The following is a 23,437-nucleotide window of genomic DNA, read 5'->3' on the forward strand; positions in this document are numbered from 1 at the left end:
TGCTCAGGCGTTCACCGGGGTGACGTCGAGGGACGCGAGCAGATCGAGGATGCGTTGCTTGATCTCGTCGCGGATAGGTCGCACCGCCTCGACACCCTTACCGGCGGGGTCGGCGAGCTCCCAGTCCTCGTAGCGCTTGCCGGGGAAGATCGGGCAGGTGTCGCCGCAGCCCATGGTGATGACGACCTCGGACTCCTTCACCGCTTCGGTGGTGAGGATCTTGGGAGTCTCGGCCGTGATGTCGATGCCCTCCTCGGCCATCGCGGCGACGGCGGACGGGTTGACCTGATCGGCGGGGGCGGACCCGGCCGAGCGCACTTCGACTGCGCCGCCGGAGAGGTGCGCGAGGTAGGCGGCAGCCATCTGGGAGCGGCCGGCGTTGTGGATACAGACGAAGAGGACGGACGGCTTGTCGGCCTGGTTGCTCATGTGGGTGGCTCCTTGCTTCTGGTTTGGGGGTCGTGGATGCGGTGGGTTGACGCAAGCGCAAGTGGGGCGGTGTCGCTAGGTCAGATTCCGAGGTCGCGGAGCAGTCGGGTGACGCGGCCTTGGATGTCGTCGCGGATGTCGCGCACGGTCTCGAGGGGCTGACCGGCGGGGTCGGCGACGTCCCAGTCCTCGTACCGCTTGCCCGGCAGGATGGGGCAGGCGTCGCCGCAGCCCATCGTGATGACGACGTCGGCAGCGCGCACGACGTCGTCGGTGAGCGGCTTGGGGTAGGCCTCGGAGAGGTCGATGCCGCGTTCCTTGAGCACGGCGATGGCGGTGGCGTTGACCTCGCCGACCGGGGCGGACCCCGCGGAGCGGACGTGGACGCGACCGCCGGAGAGGTGCTGGGCCAGCGCGGCCGCGATCTGGGAGCGGCCGGCGTTGTGGACGCAGACGAAGAGCAGCTCGGGGACCTGCTTGGTGATCCGGCCTTCGGCCTGCGCGGCGGCGGTCAGCTGCTGGGTGGCGTACCTGGCGGTGAGGATCGGCAGGTAGGTGGGGATCTTCGAGACGGGCTCGAGAGCGGCGCGTGCGTCGGCGACGGCCTGAGCGACGGACTCCTTCGAGAAGACGCCGTCGTACTTGTACGTCAGGTCGTCCACGATCCGGTCGTAGTCGGGCGAGCCCGCATCGCTGTCAGTGCGCATCGGTCAGGGTTCCTTCCATGGCAGGTCGGGTCAGCTCTGAAAGGGCGGCGGTGCCGACCGGTTCGTGGGCCAGCAGCGGCAGCACGGCCACGCGTCCGCAGAGCTGGCTCACGCGAGCGAGCGGCTCGGCTTCGGCGTGGGCCCTGGCCCGCAGGAACGACGAGGTGGGCGCCGAGGCGGTGAGGCTGGCGTTGACGACCCAGGCCCACGGCGTGATGCCGGCCCGGGCGAGGTCGACCTGCAGCTCCTGGGCTTCGAGCACGGGCGTGGTCTCGGGAAGGGTGACGATGACGACCTTGGTCTGGGCCGGGTCCTGCAGCCGCATCAGCGGGGTGACGAAGCGGGCGCCTTCGCTCATCTGACGCGTGATCTCGCGATGGTAGGAACCGGTCGCGTCGAGCAGCAGCAGCGTGTGGCCCGTCGGTGCCGTGTCGAGCACGACGAACTGCTTGCGGGCGCGGAACACCACGTGCGAGAACTGCTGGAAGACCGCCACCTCGTCGGTGCACGGCGACTTCAGGTCCTCGGCGAGGCCGGCCCGGCCGGCGTCGTCGAGCGCGTTGCCCTTGCCCGCCATGACCCGTTCGCGGTACTCGATGATCGCCTGCTCCGGGTCGATCCGCTCGACAGTGAGATGCTCCACCTCGACCTGCAGCGTCTCACTCAGGTGTGCGGCCGGGTCAGTGGTCGTGAGCAGCACCTCATGGCCTCGGGAGGCGAGCTCGAGGGCGACCGCGGCGGCGACGGTGGTCTTGCCGACGCCACCCTTGCCCATGCACATGACCAGGCCGTGACCGTCGGCCTCGAGGTCGTCGACGAGGTCACGCAGGCTGGCCAAACCGTCTGGCATGGCGGCGATCTCGTCGCTGGCTGGTGCGGCCGGAGTCACGTCGGGGTCCAGCAGAGCGCGGAGCGAGGGGAGGCCGACGGTGTTGAACGCGAGCAACGGAATCGTCGTCCGGGGCAGCGCGGCAAGGTCGGCGGGGATGATCTCCAGGGCTTCCTTCTCGCGCCGAGTCACCGCGTCTACGAGGACGTCGTCAGCGGCGTCGGCGGCCGCGTACTTCGGGATGACGCCGTTGACGACGAGGTGGGCGTTCGTCATGCCCAGCTCGCGCAGCTCGTCGAAGGTGCGAGCGGCCTCCCGAATGGAGGAGCGCTGCGGGCGCGTCACGAGGACAAGGCGCGTCCGGGTGGGGTCAGTCAGCGCTGCCAGTGCGCCGGCGTAGTCGTGCCGTAGCCGGTCGAGGCCCGCGACGGGTCCCAGGCATGACACGTCGCCCTTGCCGTCGGACAGGTAGGTGGTCCACTCTCCCGGCAGCTGCAGCAGCCGGACGGTGTGCCCCGTGGGGGCGGTGTCGAAGAGGACGTGGTCGTAGGCAGCGGTGGCGGTCTCGTCGGCCAGCAGGGAGGTGAACTCGTTGAAGGAAGCGATCTCGGTCGTGCACGCCCCAGACAGCTGCTCGGTCATCGCGGAGACTTCCGCAGGCGGCAGCAGGTCTCGGACCGGGTCGATGATCGCGGCGCGGTACGCATCCGCCGCCTGCTGCGGGTCGATCTCCAACGCATCCAGGCCCGGCACGCTGGTCACCGGTGTCACCGTGTTGCCCACCGTGACGCCGAACACCTGCCCGACGTTCGACGCCGGGTCGGTGCTCGTCAGCAGCACCCGCTTGCCCTGCCCCGCTAGGCGCACGGCCGTGGCACACGCCAGCGACGTCTTCCCCACGCCACCCTTGCCCGTGAAGAACAGGAACCGGGGCGGGGAGTCGAGGAAGGGCAGGGCGAGCATCAGCAGCAACCCGTCGAGGAGCTGGACGAAGCGACGGAGCCCTCCGGTGAACAGCAACCGGCGTCGGATCCTGCGGAGGCCAGCGGCAACAGGCCACGGCCGGTCGGGGACGCGTCTCCGGACGTGTTGACAGCGGCGTACCGGGCCAGCTGCTCGCGGGTCGGGTAGGCGCCGGTCAGCACGGTCACGCCGTCGACCATCGTCAGCGGGAGGCCGTCCGATCCTGCGAGGTGGAGGAAGTCCCGGACGGCGTCGTTCGTGACGAACGCCTGCGGGTCGTTGGCCAGGTTGTGGCGCTGCACCTGGCCGCCCGCGTCGTTGACGTGCGCCAGGTCGGCGGTGAAGACGACAAGGCGCTCATCGAGCTCGGGTCCGCAGACGCCGGTGTTGCAGCAGAGCGCGGGCTCGTAGACGTGGATCTCAACCATTGCGGGTCTCCTGCGTTGGGGTCGTGGTTGCCTGTGGGGTGAGGGGGGCGTTCGGGGCGCCGGCCGCGGAAGGGAACCGCCTGCGCAGGGCGAGGCTGACGTAGACGAGGGCGACGAGGGCTGGCACCTCGATGAGGGGGCCGACGACGCCAGCCAGTGCCTGGCCGGAGGCTGCGCCGAAGGTGGCGATGGCGACGGCGATCGCGAGCTCGAAGTTGTTGCCCGCGGCGGTGAAGGCGAGCGTCGTGGTGCGCTCGTAGCCCAGACGGAGGCTTGCGCCGAGGCCGAACCCGCCGCCCCACATCACGGCGAAGTAGACAAGGAGGGGCAGCGCGATGCGCACCACGTCGAGGGGCCGCGAGGTGATCGCGTCCCCCTGCAGGGCGAAGAGGATGACGATGGTGAAGAGCAGCCCGTACAGCGCCCACGGTCCGATGCGGGGGATGAACGTGTTTTCGTACCAGGTCCGCCCACGCTTCTTCTCGCCGAGCCGGCGCGACAGGAAGCCGGCCAGCAGCGGGATGCCCAGGAAGATGAGCACGGAGCGGGCGATGTCCCACGTCGAGGCGTCGATGCCGGTCTGCTGGAGGCCGAGCCACCCGGGCAGCACGGACAGGTAGAACCAGCCGAGGCCCGCGAAGGCGATGACCTGGAAGATCGAGTTGAGCGCGACGAGCACGGCGGCGGCCTCGCGGTCACCGCACGCGAGGTCGTTCCAGATGATCACCATGGCGATGCACCGGGCGAGTCCGACGATGATCAGGCCGGTGCGGTAGGCGGGCAGGTCGGGCAGGAATATCCACGCGAGGGCGAACATCAGCGCCGGCCCGAGCACCCAGTTGAGGAACAGGGAGCTGACGAGCAGTCGCTTGTCGCCCGTGACGGAGTCGAGCCGGTCGTAGCGAACCTTGGCCAGCACCGGGTACATCATGACGAGCAGTCCGAGGGCGATCGGCAGCGAGACCCCGTCGACCTCCACGCGCGACAGCGCGTCGCCGAGGCCGGGCACGAGACGCCCGAGGAGCAGTCCGGCCACCATGGCCAGGCCGATCCAGACCGGCAGGAAGCGGTCGAGGGTCGAGAGCTTCGCGACCACCGGATCGTGGACGGACGGCATGGCCTCGGTGGAGGTGCTGGGGCTGGGCGCGTTGTTCACCGATGTCCTTCGAGGGCTGGGCGTGGTCTGAGGGGCAGAATCGACCGTCGTCGATACTCCAACGTTGGCAGTTGCATCGACGTGTGTCAACATTGACCTAAGTCGATGAAGGCGAACGAAAGGTGAACACGTGAGCATCACGACACTGAGCACGACGCCACGACAGGTGCCGTCCGTCTCGGAGTGCGGCTCGCCCTCCGTGACGGTGCTCGATCGCGCCGAGGCGGAGCAGCGCGCCGGCCTGCTCAAGGCGCTGGCCGACCCCGTGCGCCTGCAGCTGCTCAGCATCATCAGCGCCTCCCCCAACCAGGAGGCGTGCGTCTGCGACATGACCGACGCCGTGCAGGTCTCGCAGCCCACCGTCAGCCACCACCTCAAGACCCTCGTCGACGCCGGCATACTCACCCGCGAGCGGCGCGGAAGCTGGGCCTGGTTCCATCTCCAGGCGAACGTGCTGGACGACATCCGGACCTACCTCACCTGAGCCTCGATGTCGCCCCCGGTAACCAAGACCCCCAACCTCGCCCCAGCTCGCGACGATGTTGCATCTCGAGGATGTTGCACTGACGGCGGGGCACCGCCCGGTCCAGTTTTCCCGCCGAAGGGCTGCAGGATACCGAGGTCACCCGTGGCCAGACCCGGCCCGCTTCGCCAGGCTGGGCGGGGGCGATGATGGAGCCATGAGCGTGGACGTGACGGTGTTGTACTTCGACGGCTGCCCAAGCTGGCAGGATGCCGTCGAGCACGTTCACGCGGCGGCCGCCCGGACCGGAGTGCAGGTGGAGCTGAGCACGGTGGCCGTCGCCTCAAGTGACGACGCGGACCGGCTGGCGTTCACCGGTTCACCGACCATCCTGCTGGACGGCACCGACCCGTTCGCGCAGCCGGGTGCGAGCCCAGCGCTGGCCTGCCGGTTGTACGCCACCCCGCAGGGCTTAGCTGGTTCGCCCACGGTTGACCAGCTCATCGAGGCGCTCACCCGAGGCACCTGAGGCGCGCCTGACCGCCAGGAATGCCCACTGGTCACGCGGGTGGCTCGGGGCGACGATAGGCACATGGCCGCCGTCGCGCAGGAGCACGAGCAGGTGCCGCGCCCAAACTGTTGGTGCTGCGGGAACACGTTCGATGAGCGCGCCCTGACTCGGCTCGGGTCCCACCCGGAGGTCGCGGTGTGCACCGGGTGCGCGCGATGGCTGTCCCGTCGGGCCCGATCCGCGGCGGAGGCGAGCGTGCACACGCCGGGTCCGGCGCTCCGCCGCTCGGTCGCTGCCGTGCGCGGCCGCGTCATGCACGCCGGTCTGCAGCACTGGCCCTTCCTCGGGGCGCTGCTGCGCCGCCTGGACAGGCACCTGCCCTGATGACCTCAAGGCGCCCGCTCGGGTCAGGCGACCAACCCGGCCCGGATGTCGAGAGAGCTGCCATCACCGCCGAACTGGCCCGGTGCCGCGACGACCTGCTCGCGCTCGTGCAGTCGGCCACGTGCGCTGAGCTCCGCGCGCCGAGCAACGGCACCAAGTGGACCAACGAACAGCTGCTCTTCCACATGGTCTTCGGGTTCCTCGTCGTGCGCCGCCTGCTCCCGCTCGTGCGGGTCATCTCCGTACTGCCGAGCTGGGTCGGCCGCAGCTTCGCTGCGCTGCTCGATGCTGCACGGGCCCCGTTCCACGCGGTGAACTACGCCGGGTCCTGCGCTGGCGCGCTCGTCTTCAACCACACCCGGATGGGACGCCTGTGCGACCACACCGTCGGGCATCTGATCGCCAGCCTCGCGCAGGAACCGGAGGAGCGGCTCGGTCGCGGGATGCGCTTCCCGGCCAGTTGGGACCCGTACTTCGAGGGATACATGACCTTGGCCGCCGTCTACGCCTACCCCGTGCTGCACTACGACCACCACCGCCGTCAGCTAACGCTCGCGAGCGTGACCTGACGCAGGACGGCGGGCAACGCGACGTCCGCACATGCCGCTCGTCGGACGGGCGTCCGACCATGCCGCTCGTCGGTCAGACTCTTGATCTGAACGCCACGCTCGTGCAGGTCGTTGATGGTTTCGATCGCGAGCGTCTGCGTCCCCGCCAAGCGGTCCAAGCGCCACACGAGCAGCGTGTCCCCCGCACGCAGGTAGTCCAGGCACGCGAGCCACTGTGGCCGATCTGCTCGCCTCGAGGAGGCCGCATGGTCGACGAACACCCGCTCCGCGCCAGCGGCGCGTAGCGCGCTCTCTTGTGCCCCAGTGTCCTGCTCGTGGGTGCTCACCCTGGCGTAGCCCACTGCTGTGCTCATCTGTCTCCGATCCCCAAGCAGCGCAGCCACCGGGCCGGCTGCCAGGCCAAGGCACGACCGGAAACGATCGCCGTCTGATTTCGGGCGAGTCAGGTTTCGGTCGGCAGTTTCGGTCGACCGTAGCCCGCACGACGATCCGCTCGCCGAGGCGCGCAAACGCGTCGTCGAAAAACGGTCGTTTCCGGGCGGCCCGCGACGAGCAGCCGGCGGCGGCGTGGCCGTTGCCGGTCTTGGTCACCGGTCCCTGCACGCGGGACACGCTCGAGGAGTGTTCGCTGGTCACCAGCCCGACGAGCGAACCGATCGTGTTGCCGGTGAACCGGTACCAGTCGCCGATTCGGCGGCGAGGGCGAACACCGTCAAGGTGCTGACCCCGCGGAGGCACCGAGTCGGTGCACCACGGGGGTGGACTCGCTGTCCGCGGCCATCACCGTGATCGCGGCATCGAGCCGGTCCCGACGGGCCTTCACCATCAGCACCGCCTCGTAGTCCGAGTCGGACGCGATTGCGGGTGGCCGGCGTTTCGAGATGTTGCCGTCGCAGCCAGGCGTGTGCGCGCCGCCCACGCCTGGCCACCGGAGTACACGATGCCGTGCCGCAGCAGCAGCTTCGACAGCCGGTGACGGGCCCGCATCAGATCCCTGCGGCAGTCCTTCCGCGCCCAGCCAGATCCCGGGGCCGCCTCGACCGTCGCGGTCGGGACGGTTACCGTGATGACCTCACCCGGGTCACGGCCGGGCGTTGGAGCGTCGAGGGGGCCGCGGGCACGCACTGGATCCCCGCCGCGTCCAACGCCCGCGCCAGGGGAACCTGTCGGACCCACCTGGTGGGCACCGCCATCGGGCCTGGCGGTGGCGGTGGGAAGTGCGCGCGACGACGCCCCGGTCCCCACGGTGACCGGGCCCCGTCTACCCTGGCCCGCTACGCGCGAACCGGCTCTGCATTACGGCGGCAGCGAGGATAAGGACGTAGAGGCCCGCACCCGCGGCAAGCCACACCAGCGGTGAGTGGCCGGCCCGCAGCTGCAGCGACCAGTAGTCCCAGAACCGGACGCCGATGAGCGCCGCGATCACGGCGAGCCAGCCGAGCCCGACCGTCGGGGCCCATCGCGGAAGGTGTCGCAGCGCCGCTGAGCGCGTCCGGAGGCCCGCGGCGAGGTTCCGTGCGGTGACACCGACGAAGAGGGTGATCGTCACGACCCAGACGAGGATGCAGTACGGGCACAGGGCCCCGATGACGTAGAGGCTCTGCGCGATGAGCCAGTGCACGAAGCCGACGCCGGCGGTGACGCCGATCTGCAGGCCGAGCCAGAACCAGCGTGGGAGCCTCGCCCCGGCGAGCAGGGCCACGCCGGTGGTCGTGACGACGGTGAAGCCGACGACGCCCAACAGCGGGTTGGGCACGCCGAACGCCTCGGCCTGCGGCGAGGTCATGACCGACCCGCAGCTCAGGACCGGGTTGATGCTGCAGCTCGGCACATAGGTCGAGTCGCGCAGCAGGGCGATCTTCTCGACGAGCAGGGTTGCGGCAGCGAGCAGCCCGAGCATGCCGGCTGAGGTCAGGACCCACGCGAGCCCGCCCCCACGGCGTCGGAACGGGATCGCGTCAGCGGGGACGGTCATGGCGTCAGCGGCCGGCGAGCGCGGCGTCGATCTCGGCGCGGAACTGCTGCTCCGTCTGCGCGGTGACCTGCTTGCCGTTGAGGAAGAACGTCGGGGTGCCCTGCACCCCGAGGGCCAGGCCGTCCTGGCGGTCCTTCTCGACGCGGGCCAGCGTGGCCGGGTCGAGAACCGCCTTGTCGTAGGCCGCCATGTCCAGGCCGAGGACGATCGCGTCGGTGCGGAACCGCGCGGCCTGCGAGGACTGCTGCTCACCCCATTCGGCCTGTGAGGCGTACATCCGCTGGTACATCGGCTCGAGCTTGCCTTGCTGGGCTGCGGCCTCGACCGCCAGCGCCGCGTTCATCGCGTTCTTGTGGCTGGCGATCGGGAAGTAGCGCAGCACGAAGGTGACCTTGCCGGCGTAGTCGTTGCGCAGCTGCTCGACGAACGGGTACGCCGCGCGGCACGCCTCGCACTCGAAGTCGAGGAACTCCACCAGGGTCACCTTGCTATCGGACGCCGTCTGCAGACGGTGGCTGTCGGCTCGGACGAGCCGGCCATGCGTCTGCGACTGACTGGACTCTGCGGGAGAGCCGCCCTCCGGCTGCGCGCCGGCCGGGTCGCTGCCGGAGGTCAGCTGCAACGCGAGCAGGACGATGCCGACGACGAGCGCGGCAAGGACGGCGGAGATGGAGGCACTGCGTTTCATGGGGAGGTCTTTCGGTGTTCGGCGACAACAGCCCGGCAACGCCCGAGGCGACTCACGGGTTCCGTCACGGCGTGTCCCTCCCCGGCGTGTCCCTCCCCGGCGTGTCCCTCCCCGGCGTGTCCCTCCCCGGCGTGTCCCTCCCCGGCGTGTCCTCGGCCGACGCGTCCGCGGGTGGCCTGTCGACCTGCTGGGTGTCAGCGGGCTCGGATTCCACGGCCGTCCCACCGACCGTTGCGTCGGGGCCAGCCGCCTCCTCCTGGGCGCGGCCGGAACGTCGTTCGCGTCGCCGCGACCTCAGCTCGATGGCCACGACGACGAGCGCTGCGAGAACGAACCCGGCCAGGGCGAACCAGATGCCGTTGGACGGGGACATCACCGGCGTGCCTCCAGGAGCTGCTGCAGCTGCTTGATCTCGGCGGTCTGAGTTGTCTCGATCGCGCGCGCCAGGGTCAGGACCTCGGGCGTGGTCGCCAACCGCAGAGCGGCCTGGGCCATCTGCACGCCGCCCTTGTGGTGGGCGATCATCAGGGTGAGGAACTGCCGTTCGGCCTCGAGGCCCGAGGCGTTCTGCAGGGCCTTGAGCTGCTCAGGGGTGGCCCTGCCCATCGACGGCCCGCCGGTCTCGGCCCCAGTCATCCCGGCCATCCCCGAGCTGGCGGACGTGCCGGACGTGCCGGGCATGCCGGTCATGCCGGCGTGGGAGCCGGACGGTTCGCCGGTGCTGGTGGTGGCGCCGGGGCTGTGGGCGGTCGCTGCCGGGCCCTCGGCGGGGTCGTCCTCGGGCTGGTGCTGACCCGCGGACATCCACGCCATGGCCCGGCCGGGTGAGGTCGCCGGCAGGCCCCAGTGCGCGAGCCAGCCGTACATCTGGCCGGCCTGCTGTGACTGGCTCGTGGCGATGTCGTAGGCGACCGCGCGCAGGGTGGGGTCGGAGGTCTTGTCGCGGATGACGAGGGCCATCTGCACGGCCTGGTTGTGGTGGGTCTGCATGTCGCGGGAAAACCCGACGTCGGCACTGCCTTCGGCTGGGGCGTCCCCGGCGCGGCCTAGCTGGTAGCCGGCGAACCCCGCGAGCCCCACGAAGACGAGGATGAGGAGCGAGGCGAGGAGCGCGATGCGCCCGGTCGGCCGGGGCGTGACGTCCGGGCTGCTCTGGGGGGCAGCCGTGCTGGCGTTCTCCGGCATCGTCACATCCCCTGCGGGGCGCCGGATCCGGTGCCGTCGGTGCCGCCGGTGCAGGCAGCCCCGGGCTCTGGAGTCTGGGGCCCCTGGCGGTAGGCCTTGACGAACTCGGCCAGGCGCGGGTCGTCTGCGCTGTCGAGGGCCAGCTGCTTGCCCCACGCCGAGGCGACGACGGGAGCGGTCAGGCCCTTGTACGGCGACAGGACGGAGTAGGTGTCCGGCAGCGTTGCGGTGAGCTTCGTGACCTGCTCTGCGGGCAGGTCGTCCCGATAGGTCACCCAGACGGCGCCGTGCTCCATCGAATGCACGGCGTTCTCGTTGGGGACCGGCTTGGTGTACGTGCCGCAGTTGAGCCAGACCGGGGCGTGCTCACGGCCGGCGGGCGGCGTCTGCGCGTACGCGACGGGAGTCGTGACGTGGCCCTGGCTGACGGTGTAGGAGCGCACCGCGTCGAGGGTCGGGCGGTTTGCTCGTTCCTTCACGATGACGATGCCGACGGCGGCCACCATGGCCACCACGACGGTCACGACCGCGCCCCAGAGAAGGACCGAGCGGCGACGCTCCTGGGCCTTCTGGGCGGCCGCCATCCGGGCTGCGCGTTGACGGCGTTCCTCGCGGCCGGAGCCGCGGTTGTTCTTGTTGGCGGGCATGGGACCTCCAAGGGCCAAAGGCCCGGATCGGTGCCGTCACGGGCACCGGCGGGCGGTCGTGAGTTGTCGTGCTGCTTCTCGCGCACCCGGTTCGGACGGGCGGTGCCGCAACACGCGCCAGTACCGTAACATCTGACCATGCGTTCAGATGAGACGGTCGTCGGGATCGATGCCTGCACCGAACATTGCGTCCACCCCGTGACAGTGCGCCACGTCCGCGCCCGGGCCCTGCCCGAGGACGACCTGATCCAGGTGTCCGCCGTCTTCAAGCTGCTCGGGGACCCCACCCGGTCCAAACTGCTCTACGCGCTGCTGGAGGCCGGCGAACTGTGCGTGTGTGACCTCGCTGCATCCACCGGCGTCGCAGAGACGACGGTGTCGCAGTCGTTGCGCCTGCTGCGCGCGTCGCAGGTCGTCACCGCCCGCCGCGACGGACGCCTCATGTACTACCGCCTCGCCGACGCGCACGTGCGGATGCTGCTCGACCTGACTCGCGAACACATGACTCACGAGCACGCCGCGACCCCGGCGGCCGCGGTCGAACGGGTGGAGCCTTCCGGCGCCCACACCGCGCCCGCCCGCGTCTCGACGCGGCGCCCGGGTTCCACGCGCACGGGCTCCACGCGCACGGGCTCCACGCGCACGGGGGCCGGCGCATGAGCCACGGACACGGACACGGGCATGGACACGGCGGAAGCGGCTCTGCCGCCGGCGCGCACCGCTGGCGCCTGCAGCTGGCCTTCGGGCTGGTCGCATCGTTCTTCGTCGTCGAGCTCGTCGTCGGGCTGACCTCCCAGTCGCTGGCCCTGATCAGCGACGCCGGCCACATGGCGGCCGACGTCGTCGCCCTGGGTGCGGCGCTGGTCGCGACCCGCATCGCGACCCGCGCAGACACGACCGGGCGACGCACGTTCGGCTCCTACCGGGCCGAGGTCTTCGCCTCGGGCCTGGCGGTGCTGCTCATGCTCGGCGTGGCCGTCTACATCTGCATCGAGGCCACCGGACGCATCGGCGCCGTGACCGAGGTCGCCTCCGGCCCGATGCTGGTCGTCGGAGCCCTCGGTCTGCTCATCAACCTCATCAGCATCGTGCTGCTGCGCGCCGGCGCCAGCGAGAGCCTCAACGTCAAGGGCGCCTACCTCGAGGTCCTCGCCGACACCCTCGGATCCGTCGGGGTCATCGCCGCCGCCATCCTCGTTGGCACCACCGGGCAGCAGTGGTGGGACACCGTCGTGGCTCTGGCGATTGCCCTGTTCGTGGCCGTCCGCGCCGTGATGCTCGGGCGGGAGGTGCTGGCCGTCCTCGGGCAGCACGCGCCGGCGGGCATGCACCCCGACGAGGCGGAGCAGGCCCTGTCGGAGATCACGGGGGTGGTCGAGGTCCACGACCTGCATGTGTGGACGCTCACCTCCGGGATGAACGTCGCCACCGCCCACCTCGTCACGGCAGACCCTCACGCCGGCGCCCCCGTGGCGGACTCCGCCACGATCCTCACCCAGGCCGCAGCCGTCATGCGCGAACGCTTCGGCATCGAGCACGCCACCCTCCAGGTCGAGCCCGCAGGCTCCAGCGCCTGCGCCCAGACCACATGGTGAGCGACGCCGCACCGCTGACCCGCCGCCGCGCCCTGCAGCTGGCCACCAGCCTGGTGGCCGCGGGTGGCACGGCATTGCTGGCCGGCTGCGGCGCCGAGCAGTCCGCCGCGGACCAGGCACGCTCCGGCGACCGGAAGGGCTACGTCTCCGGCGACGGCACCATCGAGCAGATCCCACCCGGCAGCAGGCGCGACCCGGTGCGACTGTCCGGCACCACGCTGGAAGGACGGCCCTGGTCCAACGCGGACCTGCGCGCGACGGTGCTCGTCGTCAACGTGTGGGGCTCCTGGTGCCCGCCGTGCATCAGCGAGGCGGCCGACCTGCAGAAGGCCTGGGAATCCGTTCAGCGACGACGCCTTCCCGTCCGATTCCTCGGGCTGGACAAGATGGAGACCCCGGCCACCGGACTGTCCTTCCAGCGCCAGCACCGCATCACCTACCCGTCGCTGGCCTACGACGGCGGCGTCCCGATCCTGGCCCTGCAGGGCAAGGCGGTCGCCACCCCGACGACACTCGTGCTCGACACGTCCGCGCGCATCGCGGCCCGCGTGTCCGGGCCGGTGACCGCTAGCGTCCTGACCGGACTCATCGACGACGTCCTGTCAAAGGGCTGAGCGGGGTGCGCACTCCCCGCCGCGGTCTTCGGACGCGTTGTGCCGCGGGTGCGGCCGCCGCCGCACTGCTGCTCATCGGCGTGGTGTCAGCGCCTGCGAGGGCCGGGGCGCTGGCACCCGGGACATCAGCCGCGGACGCCTCACTCGTCCTCGCTGCGGCCGGGCCTCCTGCGCAGGGCCCCACCCCTTCCCCGGCGTCCCCGACTTCCCCAGCCCCTGCGACCTCCCCAACCGACCCACCCCACGTAGCCCCCGACGAAGACCCGGCCCACACCGTCCCCCCGTCGACAGAGCCCGAGAACCACTCCTGGGCCTGGGCCGGCATCGCGGCTCTTCTACTGGGGACCATGCTCACCCTCTGGGTGCGTGACCGGTCCCGACGAAAGGACCCCCAGTGAGTGCCGTGACCCACGCCTTGACGCTCGTCGCGTTTCCGGTGGCAGCAGCCGCCGGCGGCACCGCCGTGTCCATCCTCCGACCGCCCGGACCTCGACTGGTCAGCGCCATCCAGCACTTCGCCGCAGGCGTCGTGGTCGCCGCCCTGGCCGGAGAGGTCCTGCCGAGCCTGCGCGAGGAGGGCAACCTGCCCTACGCCGTCCTCGGGTTCACCGCCGGCGTCATCGTCATGCTTGCCATGGCCGCCTACTCCCGCCGCCAGGAGGCCACGGCCGCCTCGGCCCCGACGTCCGCCACCGGGTCCCACTCGGCAGCAGCCTCAACCGCGAGCTCGCAACACGCGCGCGGACTGGCCACCTCCGTCACCCGACAGGTCGCGCGCCGAGCGGCGGTCGCACTGCCCCTGGGCCTGCTCGTCGCTGTCGGGGTGGATCTCGTCATCGACGGGCTCCTCGTCGGTCTCGGGGCAGTCCTCGGCGCCGCGCAGGGCCTCATCCTCACCATCGCCCTGACCCTCGAGATCCTCTTCCTGTCGCTGTCGCTCGGCAGCGAGCTGACCGAAGCCGGTCTGAACCGTGCCCAGTCCGCTGCCACCGTCGTCGGGCTGGCCCTGCTGACCGCCGTCGGCGCGGTCGGCGGAGCCGCGCTCCTCGCCGGTGCGGGACCGGCCGCCCTCGCCGCCGTGCTCGCCTTCGGTGCTGCCGCCCTGCTCTACCTGGCCGTGGAAGAGCTCCTCGTCGAAGCCCACGAACACACCGAGACCACGGCCTTGGCCGCGATGTTCTTCCTCGGCTTCCTCGCCGTCTACGTCCTCGGGGAGCTCACCGGGTAGCGCTACCCCGGCCCAGCGCGGCTCACGCGCGGGGCCGCCAAAGAGGTACTTGACTCGAGTTCGGCTTCCGCCTGTAGCCCCAGCCCGATGAGCAGGTGGGGTCTGCCGGTACCGCGACCGGAGTCAGCAGGCTCCCTTCTAGCCGCTATCATCGGGACATGGCAATGACGACGTTGGATGTTCCGGCTGCCGCCGACCTCATGCGCGGGGCTGCCCTGTTTCACGGGCTGGGAGAGCGGACCCGGCTCGCGATCGTGGCGCAGCTGGCCGCTGGTGAGCGGCGGGTCGTTGACCTGACCGCCGTCCTCGGGCTTGCCCAGGGCACCGTCTCGGGGCACCTGGCGTGCCTGCGTGACTGCGGGCTCATCGTCGGGCGCCCGGAGGGGCGGCAGATGTTCTACTCCCTGGCCCACCCTGAGCTGATGGATCTGCTCGCCAGCGCCGAGCGGCTGCTGGCGCTGACCGGTGAGGCGGTGGCGCTGTGTCCGAACTACGGCTGCAGTGACGGCCTGCCGTCCGCGGCCTCCACCGGGGTCCGGGCCGGCGCAGCGGAGGAGGTGGCCGCGCATGAGTGACGCATGTGGCTGCGGCGGAGATGAGCCGGTGAGCGCCCCCGAGGGCGGCGAAGAGGCGCCGCAGCGGCTGGTCGACGTCGACGAGCTGCGTGCGGCCGCGGTTGCCGGGGTGCTGCTGGTGGCGGGCTATGTCACGAGGTGGCGGGGCGGCCCGGACGTGCTTGAGCAGGTGCTGTTGTGGGCGGGGCTGCTCGCGGGCGCGTCCACCTTCGTGCCGGGCACGGTGAAACGGCTGGTCAAGGGCAAGATCGGTGTCGGGACGCTGATGACGATCGCCGCGGTCGGGGCGGTGCTGCTCGGCGAGGTAGGCGAGGCCGCGATGCTCGCGTTCCTCTACTCGATCAGTGAAGGGCTCGAGGAGTACTCGCTGGCCCGGACCCGTCGCGGGTTGCGTGCCCTGCTGTCGCTGGTTCCCGAGCAGGCGACGATCCTTCGGGACGGAGGCCAGCTCGTCGTGGCGCCGGCCGAGCTGCGGGTCGGGGACCTGATGCTGGTGCGGTCCGGGGAGCGGGTTGCCACCGACGGCGTGATCCGCACCGGCCGAACCGCCCTGGACGTCTCGGCCATCACCGGCGAGTCGGTGCCCGTCGAGGCTGGCCCCGGCAGCGAGGTGTTCGCCGGGTCGATCAACGGCACCGGCGTCCTCGAGGTGCAGGTCACCACGACCGCCGCCGACAACTCTCTGGCCCGGATCGTGCGGATCGTTGAGGCCGAGCAGTCCCGCAAGGGCGCCAGCCAGCGACTTGCCGACCGGATCGCCAAGCCGCTCGTGCCGGGAGTTCTTATTGCCGCCACCCTCATCGCCGTTGTGGGCAGCGTGCTCGGTGAGCCAGCGACATGGATCGAACGAGCCCTCGTCGTGCTGGTGGCGGCCTCGCCCTGCGCGCTGGCCATCTCGGTACCGGTCACCGTGGTCGCCGCGGTCGGCGCGGCCAGCCGCCTCGGGGTCCTCGTCAAGGGCGGAGCCGCCTTGGAGGCACTCGGCGCGGTTCGCGGGATCGCGCTGGACAAGACCGGCACCCTGACCGCGAATCGGCCCCGTGTCGTCGAGGTCACCTCGGTCGATGGCGTCAGCCGGGCAGAGGTGCTGGCGGTTGCCGCCGCGCTCGAGGCCCGCAGTGAGCACCCCCTGGCCCGGGCCATCATCGCGGCTGTCGAGACCGTGGCCGACGCCCAGGACGTCGAGACCGTCACCGGAGCCGGCCTGACCGGCACCATCGACGGACGCGCGGCTCGGCTGGGCCGACCTGGCTGGCTACCGAACGGGCCCCTGGCGGGCGACATCCAGCGGATGCAACGCGGCGGCGCCACCGCGGTGCTCGTCGAGCTCGACGGGGCCGTGATCGGCGCCATCGCCGTGCGTGACGAGCTGCGTCCCGAGGCCGCCGAGGTCATCGCGGACCTGCGCGGATCCGGGTACACGGTGACGATGCTGACCGGTGACAACCGGGCCACCGCGACCGCGCTGGCCACCGAGGCCGGGATCACCGAGGTACACGCCGACCTCCTGCCGGAGCACAAGGCCGCGATCATCACTCGCCTGCGCGAGCAGCGTCCGACGGCGATGGTGGGCGACGGCGTCAACGACGCGCCGGCCTTGGCGACGGCCGATCTCGGGATCGCGATGGGTGCGATGGGCACCGACGTCGCGATCGAGACGGCCGACGTGGCGCTCATGGGTGAGGACCTGCGGCACCTGCCGCAGGCGCTCGACCACGCCCGTCACGCCCGCCGGATCATGCTGCAGAACGTCGGCCTGTCCCTGGCCATCATCACGGCACTGATGCCGCTGGCCCTGTTCGGCGTCCTCGGGCTCGCGGCCGTCGTGCTCGTCCACGAGGTCGCCGAGGTCGTCATCATCGCCAACGGGGTCCGCGCCGGTCGCGCCCCGGCCCTGCCGGCCAGCCGCGTGTCCGACTTGGCCGGGTCGCCCAGCCTCTCGGACGCCCGGTGAGCACACTGCCGCGCGCCCAGCCGCCGCGGGGGGTTCCGGCGGCCGGGCGACGGGCCACCGTGTTCGCCGCCGCGGCCGTGGTGGCGATGGTTGATCTCGGCGTCAAGGTGTGGGCCCAGGCGGTGGTGCCACCCACCGGGATCGAGGCGGGCCCGGTGGACCTGCGCCTGGGATACAACCCGGGGGTGGCGTTCTCGCTCGCCGCCGCCGTACCGCCGGGTGTGGTCCTGACCGTGACGGCGGTCGTGACCGCGGGGGTGGCTGCCGTCGTGTACCGGGCTGCGCCGAGCGGGTCCCGGCTGCAGATGACCGCGTTCGCCGCGGTTCTCGGTGGCGCGGTCGCGAACCTCACCGACCGCGCCGTTGACGGGGTGGTGACCGACTACCTGCACTCCGGTGGGTGGCCCACGTTCAACCGTGCGGACGCAGCCATCGTGGTCGGCGCGGTTCTGCTGGTCCTCAGCAACGTGGTCCGAAACGGCCCGGTCCGGACCGACGGGCCCGCCGTTGCACGAGGAGCGCGAAGGTGAGCTACCGCTCGCCAGCAGCCGCGACAGCACGCCCGGTCACGATGCGGATCGCGGCCGGTCTGGCGCTGCCGTTGACGGCTGCCCTCCCGGGGTTGTGGTTGCACGTCAGCGGCACGTCTGTTCCCCCGGCAGCTGCGGCCGCCGGGTATGCGGCGGCGGTGATCGGCGCCGCCTTTCTACTGACGTGGGGCACCGAGCTCGCGGAGATCGATCTGGGCGAGGGGTTGGCGCTGGCGCTGCTGGCGCTCGTCGCGGTCCTACCCGAGTACGCGGTCGACGTCGTCTTCGCCTGGCTGGCCGGCCAGGACCCGGCCACCTATGCGCCACTTGCACTGGCGAACATGACGGGGGCGAACCGGCTGCTCATCGGTGTCGGCTGGTCCGTGGTGGCATTGGTGGCGATTACGGCGGCCCGCCGTTCCCGCCGCGCCGGCCAGCCAGTGCTGGGCGCGCACCAACCGGAGGTCGGCGGCACCACCGAAGCCCACGGGTCAGGTTCCGAGGTTGGAATGGGCCCTGACGATGAGGGCGGGGAGGCGCGTAGTGCGGTGCGGCTGCAGCGCGTTCAGGTGGTCGAGCTCGCCTATCTCGCCGTCGCCAGCGCTTACGCGTTGACGCTGCCGCTGCGCTCGAGCCTCACGATCATCGATACGGTCATCCTGTTCGCCATCTTCAGCGCGTACTTGTGGCGAGTCAGGGCCCTCGAGCCCCAGCGCCAACGCGAACCGGAGCAGGACCCGGGTCCCGCCACGGACGACGACCCGACGGCAGCAGCCCCGCAGCCGGGCGCAGCCACCGACGACAGCGACGATGAGGCCGATGAGTTGTTCGGTCCCGCCGCGGCGGTCGCGCAGCTGCCCACACGGCTCCGCCGCATCATCACCGTCGGCATGCTCGCGGCTGCGGCGCTCATCATTCTCGCAGTCGCCGAACCGTTCGCCGAGAGCCTGGTCGCCACCGGCGAACAGCTGCACGTCAGCCAGTTCCTGCTCGTGCAGTGGGTCGCACCGCTGGCCTCGGAGACGCCGGAGTTCATCGCGGTCCTGCTGCTGGCGCTCAAGCTGCAGTCGTCGGCCGCCCTCGGGGCGTTGATCTCCTCGAAGATCAACCAGTGGACGCTGCTGGTCGGGATTCTGCCGCTGGTGTTCGCGCTCTCGGCAGGATCACTGACCGTGCTCCCCATCGACCCGGTGCAACGAGAAGAGCTGCTCCTGACCGCCGCGCAGTCGGTGTTCGCGGTCGCGCTGGTGGTCACCGGGACACTCACCCGGGCCGGAGCCTGGTCGTTGCTCGGGTTGTTCACCGCCCAGTTCGTGGCCGCGTGGACGGCGCCGGCCGACTGGGCCGGCACCGTGCGGCTGACCATCGCCGGGGTGTACCTCGCGCTCGGCGCGGCCCTGCTGGCGGCACGCCGCCACCATCTGACGCGGGTCATGCGCACCGGGCTGTGGCCCACTCGCGCGCGGGACTGGCACTCGTCCTCACAGCCCGATGGCTCGACCGGCGCGGGAGGCCACAGGTGAGCTGGGGGATCGCGCTCGTGCTGGGTTTCGTGCAGGGACTGACCGAGTTCCTACCGATCTCCTCCTCGGCGCACCTACGCGTGGTGGCGGCGCTGGCCGGCTGGCCCGACCCGGGCGCCGCGTTCACCGCCGTCACGCAGCTCGGGACCGAGGCAGCGGTGCTGCTCTACTTCCGCCGCGACATCGCCGTCATCGTGACGGCGTGGACACGTTCCCTGCGCGGCCGGGTGCCGCGGTCGGACCCTCACGCTCGCCTGGGGTGGTACGTCATCATCGGCACCGTCCCGATCGGCCTCCTCGGGCTGGCCTTCCAGGACACGATCGAGACGGCGCTCCGTGACCTGCGCCTGGTCGCGGCCACCCTGATCGTCTTCGGGCTTGTCCTCGGCCTCGCCGACCGGGTCGCGGCCAACCGCCGGCCACTGGAGGCGCTCACCACCCGGCACGCCCTGGCCCTGGGCACGGCCCAGGCGCTGGCGCTCATCCCGGGGGTTTCCCGCTCCGGAGGCACGATCAGCGCCGGGCTCCTGCTCGGTTACACCCGGACCGCTGCGGCCCGGTACGCGTTCCTGCTGGCCGTTCCCGCAGTGCTCGCCTCCGGCGGGCTGGAACTGACGAAACTGGATGAGGGCCTCACACCGGAGTGGGGGCCCACCATCCTCGCAACGGTGGTGGCCTTCGGCACCGGCTACCTCGTCATCGCCTGGTTCCTGCGCTACATCAGCACCCACCGGTTCACGCCATTCGTCTGGTACCGAGTCGGGCTCGGCGTCCTGTTGCTCGGGCTGATCGGCACCGGGCTCATCGCGCCCTGAAGGTCCGAGGTGTGACAAACCCGACGCCAACGGTGGCTTAGCTGCGGCTAGTGCCGCGGCCAGCCACACCGGTGCGGCCCCCCGCAATGATCCGGCGTACCAGTCCCGGACCGCGACCGGCAAGCAACGCCGCGCAGCCAGGCTCTGCCCGCGCGAACGACAGCAACATGCCCAGAGCCAGCAACGTCGTGACCATCGAGGACCCCCCTGCAGACACCAACGGCAGCGGCACGCCGATCACCGGGACCAACCCGATGACCGAGCCGATATTGATGACGGCCTGGCCCATCAGCCACGCCATAACACCAGCGGTGGCGATACGCACGAACGGGTCACGAGCCCGGACCACCAGCCGATAACAGCACCACGCGAGCAGCCCGAACAGGACCAGCACAACCAGGGTTCCGGGGAGACCGAGCTCTTCGCCGATGATGGCGAAGATGAAGTCGTTCTGCGCCTCAGACAGCCACGCCCACTTCTCCTTCGAGGCGCCCAGGCCGACGCCCCACCACCCCCCGTCCGCCAACGCATACAGCCCATGCACCGACTGTCCGCACGCGCCGTTCGGGTCGGCACGGCAGGCAGCATCGAGAAAGTTACTGATTCTGCCCACGCGGTTACCGCTCCCGCCAACCAACAACAGAACACCTGCCGCCACCGCCAGACCACCGATGAGGAACACCCGAAGTGGCGCCCCCGCGACCGACAGCACCGCGGCGATAAGGATGCTCATCACCATCGCTGTGCCCAGATCATGACCGGCGAGCACAAGCGCCAGAACCATCCCCGAGATCGGCACCACATACGGGAGCACGACGTGCCGCCAGTCCCCGACACGGCCGCCCTTGTTCGCAAGAATGGTGGCCCCCGTCAGCACCAAGGCGATCTTCGCGAACTCGGACGGCTCGGACGGGCGTCCGACCATGCCGCTCGTCGGACGGGCGTCCGACCATGCCGCGTGGAGGACGGCTACGCTCGTCCGACTTTGCCGCTCGTCGGACGGGCGGCCGACCATGCCGCTCGTCAGACGACGTCCGACCATGCCGCTCGCTGTGTTGCGTCAGAAACCTACGCAAACGGCATGCCGGGAGGCGGCCCATCTCCAGGTGAGCCGCCTCCCGGTGGCACTCACCCGCGGATCATCGTGAACACGAGACTGCGCATCGTGCCCACTCCGCAGATTGCCGGAAGCCCCTTGGTGTCGAAGGTGTAGTTCTGTCGCGTGGCGAGCTGTCCCGCAGAGCTCCAGGAGTATGTCCGGTTGATGTTGTAGATCAGGGTCCGGGTCGAGGTGCTGGCGGTGTAGCTGCTGGAGCCGGACCGGTACGTGGTCGAACCGATGAAACCGCCAGCGAGGGACATCGGCCATAGGGTGCGGAACTCGAGTTTGAGCGAGTTCACGTGGATCGATGTCGAGGTCACTGAGTCCACGCTCCATGACGCCCGCATGATCATGTTGACGCTGGCACTACACGGGCCGTTGTCGTAGGCGGTGTCGCGGTAGTTCTGAGCCCATGGGGAGACAACCAGTTTCGCGGCCGAGCCCTTGGTGACCGTCACGCCGACGTTCTCTGCGGCATTCGCGGGAAGCGATGTGGTGACGACCAGGAGGGGGATGGCAACGAGAGCGCCCAGGAAGGCGCGACGGCTACGACGTAGCAGACCGATTCGCGAGAAGATTCCCATGGCCGTGTTTACCGCGCGGGCCGAAGAACATCCACAGGTGTTGCGCAACTCTCGGAGGCGCGCACCATGTGACCCATAGCCAAGGGCTTGGCGCACCCGGGTGCGCGCTCAACGCTCGTCGGACGGGCGTCCGACCATGCCGCTCGTCGGACGCACGTCCGATCATGCCGCTCGTCGGACGGCGTCCGACCATCAGCGTGAGGTGTTTAGCGTCAAGGGCTGGGCGGGTGCCGGTGTCTCGTCGTGGTCCCTGCATAGCTAATCGAGGTCGTGCTCGGCAGCGTGTGATCGGGTTGTGTCGACGACGGGACGGGGCGGCCTGTGATGGTCGGCGAGATACCTCTGGGTTCTCGATGCCGCGGAAGGCTCACCCCGCCCCAGCTCATTGGACGCTGCCGCCTCGCGATGATGGGCGGGCCGCGTCGGGCCGGATATCTCTATGCCGCAGTGTTGCTCATGGATTCCTTCCACGCGTTCGTGCCATGGGCGGCGATGACCGGGTCCCACGCCCGCTGCTGGACGACGACCGCGTACAGCTGGCGCAGGATCGCTGCCGCGACCGCGGTCTGCGCTTGGGTCGGGGTCAGCCGGTTGGCCTCGCGGGTGGTGAGGTGGCGGTAGCGGGCGGCGTACACCCGGTTCGTCTGCAGGCACCCCCACACCGCCCGCCAGGCCGCGACCCGCAGCTGTGGCCGCCCGGCGCCGGTGACGCGCGCCTTGCCGGTGAAGGTGCCGGACTTCCGTTCCCGGGGCGCCAGGCCTGCGTGCTTGACCACGGCCCGCGCGGAGGTGAACCTGCGCAGGTCGCCGGTCTGGGCGAGGATCGCCGCGGCGCCGACCGGTGACAGCCCGTCGATGCTCGTCACGAGGGCTGTCAGGCCCAGCTCGTCGAGCACGGACACCATGCGCACCTCGACATCCGTGAGCTTTGCGCGGGCGTCGTCCCAGTCGGCCAGGGTCCACTCGAGCCGTTCGAACACCGCCGGCCGGTGCGCCACCACCCCGGCAGTGTCGGTCAGGGCGGCGAAGAGGCGGCGGACGATCGGCAGGCAGGGTCGGACCCCGCCTCGGCGCGTGACTTCCGCGCGGACGGCCCGCTCGAACCGCGCCGGTCCGAGCCGCTTCGTGCGGTTCAAGTCCCCAGCGTCACGGCGGACGACGACCGTCAACGCGGCGACCCACGTGGCCGACTTGAACGGCTGCTTCGCGGTCTCGAGCGCGGCCGGCCACACGCACTCGAGCAGGTCCTGGATGGTCTGCACGGCGGTGACGTGCTCGCGGACGAGTTCCTCGCGGCGGGCGCCGAGGTGCCGCAGCCGGGTCCAGGTCGCGTTGGACTCGTCGACCGGTTCGGGCAGGTAGCAGCGCAGCTGCGCCGTGAGCCGGGCGATCAGGACGGCGTCCTTGTCGTCGGTCTTGTCGGTCGTGAGGTCCTCGCTCTTCCGCGCCCAGGACGAGGCGGCCGGCTGGACGCACACGAACGCCATCCCGCGCTCGGCGGCGAGCTGCGCGAGGACCATCCACCGGTGCCCGGTCGGCTCGCACGCCACCGTCACGCCGGCGAACCCTGCGTGCATGGCGCCGTCGGCGGCCCAGTCCAGCGCCGAGCCGAGGTCCCACGCCTTGCACCGGAACGTCCGCCGGGCCAGCACCTTCGAGTCGTGGTCCGTGACGACGAGCATCTGCTTGCGGTCGGCCAGGTCGATGCCGACGATCGCGTTCGTGACCGGGACCGCGATGCGCAGCTTGGAAAGCCGAGCGTTCCGGTTCCGATCCCCGCGGGAAACACCACTACCGTGAGACATGAACGTCCTCCTCCGATGCGATGGGACACCAAGCCCGACAAGCGCATCAGGGAGGACGTTCGCCACGCCAGACCCGAGCGCGCAGAACGCCTTTCTATGCCGCTGACCGTGCGCCCTCGTGCCGAAGAGCTGACGCCTGGGTCATCGACGGCGTGCTGGCGTCAGTCCGTAGCACAAG

26 protein-coding genes are annotated in these 23,437 nt (G+C 70.7%); 13 read left to right on the forward strand and 13 right to left on the reverse strand.

Annotation, left to right across the window (positions count from 1 at the left end):
• Nucleotides 1-3 precede the first annotated feature (3 nt).
• From ABT295_RS02660 to arsB, 5 genes are all read right to left on the reverse strand, one after another.
• Nucleotides 4-429: an arsenate reductase ArsC gene (locus tag ABT295_RS02660; protein ID WP_352392868.1), complete on the reverse strand. Its 426-nt coding sequence runs from the start codon at nt 427-429 to the stop codon at nt 4-6.
• Nucleotides 430-509: 80 nt separating this feature from the next.
• Nucleotides 510-1,136, reverse strand: coding sequence for an arsenate reductase ArsC (locus ABT295_RS02665; protein WP_352392869.1), 627 nt, complete (start codon nt 1,134-1,136; stop codon nt 510-512).
• A complete protein-coding gene (gene arsA, locus ABT295_RS02670) occupies nt 1,126-2,928 on the reverse strand; it encodes an arsenical pump-driving ATPase (protein WP_352394679.1) in 1,803 nt (600 codons plus the stop codon). The genes ABT295_RS02665 and arsA overlap by 11 nt, the downstream gene beginning before the upstream one ends.
• Nucleotides 2,928-3,356: an arsenite efflux transporter metallochaperone ArsD gene (gene arsD / locus ABT295_RS02675; protein WP_352392870.1), complete on the reverse strand. Its 429-nt coding sequence runs from the start codon at nt 3,354-3,356 to the stop codon at nt 2,928-2,930. Before arsD ends, arsA begins: the two co-directional genes overlap by 1 nt.
• Nucleotides 3,349-4,473: an ACR3 family arsenite efflux transporter gene (arsB, locus tag ABT295_RS02680; protein WP_352394680.1), complete on the reverse strand. Its 1,125-nt coding sequence runs from the start codon at nt 4,471-4,473 to the stop codon at nt 3,349-3,351. The genes arsD and arsB overlap by 8 nt, the downstream gene beginning before the upstream one ends.
• 169 nt (nt 4,474-4,642) lie before the next feature.
• Between arsB and ABT295_RS02685 the strand changes: the two genes are divergently transcribed.
• From ABT295_RS02685 to ABT295_RS02700, 4 genes are all read left to right on the forward strand, one after another.
• Complete coding sequence (locus ABT295_RS02685) at nt 4,643-4,996, forward strand: ArsR/SmtB family transcription factor (protein ID WP_352392871.1); 354 nt, start codon at nt 4,643-4,645, stop codon at nt 4,994-4,996.
• A gap of 196 nt (nt 4,997-5,192) precedes the next feature.
• Nucleotides 5,193-5,504, forward strand: a complete 312-nt coding sequence (locus ABT295_RS02690) for a DF family (seleno)protein (RefSeq protein ID WP_352392872.1) — start codon at nt 5,193-5,195, stop codon at nt 5,502-5,504.
• Nucleotides 5,505-5,741: 237 nt separating this feature from the next.
• Nucleotides 5,742-5,870, forward strand: coding sequence for a hypothetical protein (locus ABT295_RS02695; RefSeq protein WP_352392873.1), 129 nt, complete (start codon nt 5,742-5,744; stop codon nt 5,868-5,870).
• Nucleotides 5,870-6,439 (forward strand): DinB family protein, encoded by a 570-nt coding sequence (locus ABT295_RS02700; RefSeq protein ID WP_352392874.1) that lies wholly within the window; start codon nt 5,870-5,872, stop codon nt 6,437-6,439. Before ABT295_RS02695 ends, ABT295_RS02700 begins: the two co-directional genes overlap by 1 nt.
• Here the strand turns inward: ABT295_RS02700 and ABT295_RS02705 are convergent.
• The 5 genes from ABT295_RS02705 to ABT295_RS02725 all read right to left on the reverse strand — a co-directional run bounded on the left by ABT295_RS02705 (nt 6,412) and on the right by ABT295_RS02725 (nt 10,934).
• A complete protein-coding gene (locus ABT295_RS02705; protein WP_352392875.1) occupies nt 6,412-6,792 on the reverse strand; it encodes a recombinase family protein in 381 nt (126 codons plus the stop codon). The two genes, ABT295_RS02700 and ABT295_RS02705, sit on opposite strands and share 28 nt — an antisense overlap.
• Nucleotides 6,793-7,700: 908 nt before the next feature.
• Entirely contained in the window at nt 7,701-8,414 is a 714-nt protein-coding gene (locus tag ABT295_RS02710; protein ID WP_352392876.1) for a vitamin K epoxide reductase family protein, read from the reverse strand.
• 4 nt (nt 8,415-8,418) lie between these two features.
• Entirely contained in the window at nt 8,419-9,102 is a 684-nt protein-coding gene (locus ABT295_RS02715) for a DsbA family protein (protein WP_352392877.1), read from the reverse strand.
• 372 nt (nt 9,103-9,474) lie between these two features.
• On the reverse strand, nt 9,475-10,287 hold the full coding sequence (locus ABT295_RS02720) for a DUF305 domain-containing protein (protein ID WP_352392878.1): 813 nt from the start codon (nt 10,285-10,287) through the stop codon (nt 9,475-9,477).
• Nucleotides 10,288-10,289: 2 nt separating this feature from the next.
• Nucleotides 10,290-10,934 carry a thioredoxin-like domain-containing protein gene (locus ABT295_RS02725; RefSeq protein ID WP_352392879.1) on the reverse strand — a complete coding sequence of 215 codons (645 nt, stop codon included), beginning with the start codon at nt 10,932-10,934 and terminating at the stop codon, nt 10,290-10,292.
• 138 nt (nt 10,935-11,072) lie between these two features.
• On the opposite strand from ABT295_RS02725, the gene ABT295_RS02730 reads away from it, so the two are divergent.
• From ABT295_RS02730 to ABT295_RS02770, 9 genes are all read left to right on the forward strand, one after another.
• Nucleotides 11,073-11,594 carry an ArsR/SmtB family transcription factor gene (locus tag ABT295_RS02730; protein WP_502991066.1) on the forward strand — a complete coding sequence of 174 codons (522 nt, stop codon included), beginning with the start codon at nt 11,073-11,075 and terminating at the stop codon, nt 11,592-11,594.
• A complete protein-coding gene (locus ABT295_RS02735) occupies nt 11,591-12,529 on the forward strand; it encodes a cation diffusion facilitator family transporter (RefSeq protein ID WP_352392880.1) in 939 nt (312 codons plus the stop codon). Before ABT295_RS02730 ends, ABT295_RS02735 begins: the two co-directional genes overlap by 4 nt.
• Nucleotides 12,523-13,143: a TlpA family protein disulfide reductase gene (locus ABT295_RS02740; protein WP_352392881.1), complete on the forward strand. Its 621-nt coding sequence runs from the start codon at nt 12,523-12,525 to the stop codon at nt 13,141-13,143. Before ABT295_RS02735 ends, ABT295_RS02740 begins: the two co-directional genes overlap by 7 nt.
• A gap of 394 nt (nt 13,144-13,537) precedes the next feature.
• On the forward strand, nt 13,538-14,371 hold the full coding sequence (locus tag ABT295_RS02745; protein WP_352392882.1) for a ZIP family metal transporter: 834 nt from the start codon (nt 13,538-13,540) through the stop codon (nt 14,369-14,371).
• Between the two features lie 164 nt (nt 14,372-14,535).
• On the forward strand, nt 14,536-14,946 hold the full coding sequence (locus tag ABT295_RS02750; protein ID WP_502991123.1) for an ArsR/SmtB family transcription factor: 411 nt from the start codon (nt 14,536-14,538) through the stop codon (nt 14,944-14,946).
• The gene (locus ABT295_RS02755; RefSeq protein ID WP_352394681.1) at nt 14,939-16,900 is read left to right on the forward strand and encodes a heavy metal translocating P-type ATPase; all 1,962 of its coding nucleotides are present in this window, start codon (nt 14,939-14,941) and stop codon (nt 16,898-16,900) included. Before ABT295_RS02750 ends, ABT295_RS02755 begins: the two co-directional genes overlap by 8 nt.
• Before the next feature lie 59 nt (nt 16,901-16,959).
• On the forward strand, nt 16,960-17,430 hold the full coding sequence (locus ABT295_RS02760) for a signal peptidase II (RefSeq protein WP_352392884.1): 471 nt from the start codon (nt 16,960-16,962) through the stop codon (nt 17,428-17,430).
• Entirely contained in the window at nt 17,427-18,953 is a 1,527-nt protein-coding gene (locus ABT295_RS02765; RefSeq protein WP_352392885.1) for a sodium/calcium exchanger protein, read from the forward strand. Before ABT295_RS02760 ends, ABT295_RS02765 begins: the two co-directional genes overlap by 4 nt.
• A complete protein-coding gene (locus ABT295_RS02770; RefSeq protein WP_352392886.1) occupies nt 18,950-19,768 on the forward strand; it encodes an undecaprenyl-diphosphate phosphatase in 819 nt (272 codons plus the stop codon). The genes ABT295_RS02765 and ABT295_RS02770 overlap by 4 nt, the downstream gene beginning before the upstream one ends.
• A 37-nt stretch (nt 19,769-19,805) precedes the next feature.
• On the opposite strand, the gene ABT295_RS02775 is transcribed toward ABT295_RS02770, so the two are convergent.
• From ABT295_RS02775 to ABT295_RS02785, 3 genes are all read right to left on the reverse strand, one after another.
• Entirely contained in the window at nt 19,806-20,810 is a 1,005-nt protein-coding gene (locus tag ABT295_RS02775) for an FtsW/RodA/SpoVE family cell cycle protein (protein ID WP_352392887.1), read from the reverse strand.
• Between the two features lie 86 nt (nt 20,811-20,896).
• Nucleotides 20,897-21,454 (reverse strand): hypothetical protein, encoded by a 558-nt coding sequence (locus ABT295_RS02780; protein WP_352392888.1) that lies wholly within the window; start codon nt 21,452-21,454, stop codon nt 20,897-20,899.
• A gap of 437 nt (nt 21,455-21,891) precedes the next feature.
• A complete protein-coding gene (locus tag ABT295_RS02785; RefSeq protein ID WP_352392889.1) occupies nt 21,892-23,325 on the reverse strand; it encodes an IS110 family RNA-guided transposase in 1,434 nt (477 codons plus the stop codon).
• Nucleotides 23,326-23,437 lie beyond the last annotated feature (112 nt).

It is taken from the genome of Terrabacter sp. NPDC000476 (assembly GCF_040300125.1).
GTDB lineage: Bacteria > Actinomycetota > Actinomycetes > Actinomycetales > Dermatophilaceae > Terrabacter.

Bases quoted from the DNA above. Each gene is read 5' to 3' on its own strand.
- ABT295_RS02735 (WP_352392880.1), top strand. From the start codon at position 11,591: ATGAGCCACGGACACGGACACGGGCATGGACACGGCGGAAGCGGCTCT.
- arsB (WP_352394680.1), bottom strand. From the start codon at position 4,473: ATGCCGTCCGTCCACGATCCGGTGGTCGCGAAGCTCTCGACCCTCGAC.
- ABT295_RS02720 (WP_352392878.1), bottom strand. From the start codon at position 10,287: ATGCCGGAGAACGCCAGCACGGCTGCCCCCCAGAGCAGCCCGGACGTC.
- ABT295_RS02700 (WP_352392874.1), top strand. From the start codon at position 5,870: ATGACCTCAAGGCGCCCGCTCGGGTCAGGCGACCAACCCGGCCCGGAT.
- ABT295_RS02665 (WP_352392869.1), bottom strand. From the start codon at position 1,136: ATGCGCACTGACAGCGATGCGGGCTCGCCCGACTACGACCGGATCGTG.
- ABT295_RS02710 (WP_352392876.1), bottom strand. From the start codon at position 8,414: ATGACCGTCCCCGCTGACGCGATCCCGTTCCGACGCCGTGGGGGCGGG.
- ABT295_RS02725 (WP_352392879.1), bottom strand. From the start codon at position 10,934: ATGCCCGCCAACAAGAACAACCGCGGCTCCGGCCGCGAGGAACGCCGT.
- ABT295_RS02660 (WP_352392868.1), bottom strand. From the start codon at position 429: ATGAGCAACCAGGCCGACAAGCCGTCCGTCCTCTTCGTCTGTATCCAC.
- ABT295_RS02690 (WP_352392872.1), top strand. From the start codon at position 5,193: ATGAGCGTGGACGTGACGGTGTTGTACTTCGACGGCTGCCCAAGCTGG.
- ABT295_RS02750 (WP_502991123.1), top strand. From the start codon at position 14,536: ATGACGACGTTGGATGTTCCGGCTGCCGCCGACCTCATGCGCGGGGCT.
- ABT295_RS02715 (WP_352392877.1), bottom strand. From the start codon at position 9,102: ATGAAACGCAGTGCCTCCATCTCCGCCGTCCTTGCCGCGCTCGTCGTC.
- ABT295_RS02730 (WP_502991066.1), top strand. From the start codon at position 11,073: ATGCGTTCAGATGAGACGGTCGTCGGGATCGATGCCTGCACCGAACAT.
- ABT295_RS02705 (WP_352392875.1), bottom strand. From the start codon at position 6,792: ATGAGCACAGCAGTGGGCTACGCCAGGGTGAGCACCCACGAGCAGGAC.
- ABT295_RS02775 (WP_352392887.1), bottom strand. From the start codon at position 20,810: ATGGTCGGACGTCGTCTGACGAGCGGCATGGTCGGCCGCCCGTCCGAC.
- ABT295_RS02755 (WP_352394681.1), top strand. From the start codon at position 14,939: ATGAGTGACGCATGTGGCTGCGGCGGAGATGAGCCGGTGAGCGCCCCC.
- arsD (WP_352392870.1), bottom strand. From the start codon at position 3,356: ATGGTTGAGATCCACGTCTACGAGCCCGCGCTCTGCTGCAACACCGGC.
- arsA (WP_352394679.1), bottom strand. From the start codon at position 2,928: ATGCTCGCCCTGCCCTTCCTCGACTCCCCGCCCCGGTTCCTGTTCTTC.
- ABT295_RS02780 (WP_352392888.1), bottom strand. From the start codon at position 21,454: ATGGGAATCTTCTCGCGAATCGGTCTGCTACGTCGTAGCCGTCGCGCC.
- ABT295_RS02740 (WP_352392881.1), top strand. From the start codon at position 12,523: ATGGTGAGCGACGCCGCACCGCTGACCCGCCGCCGCGCCCTGCAGCTG.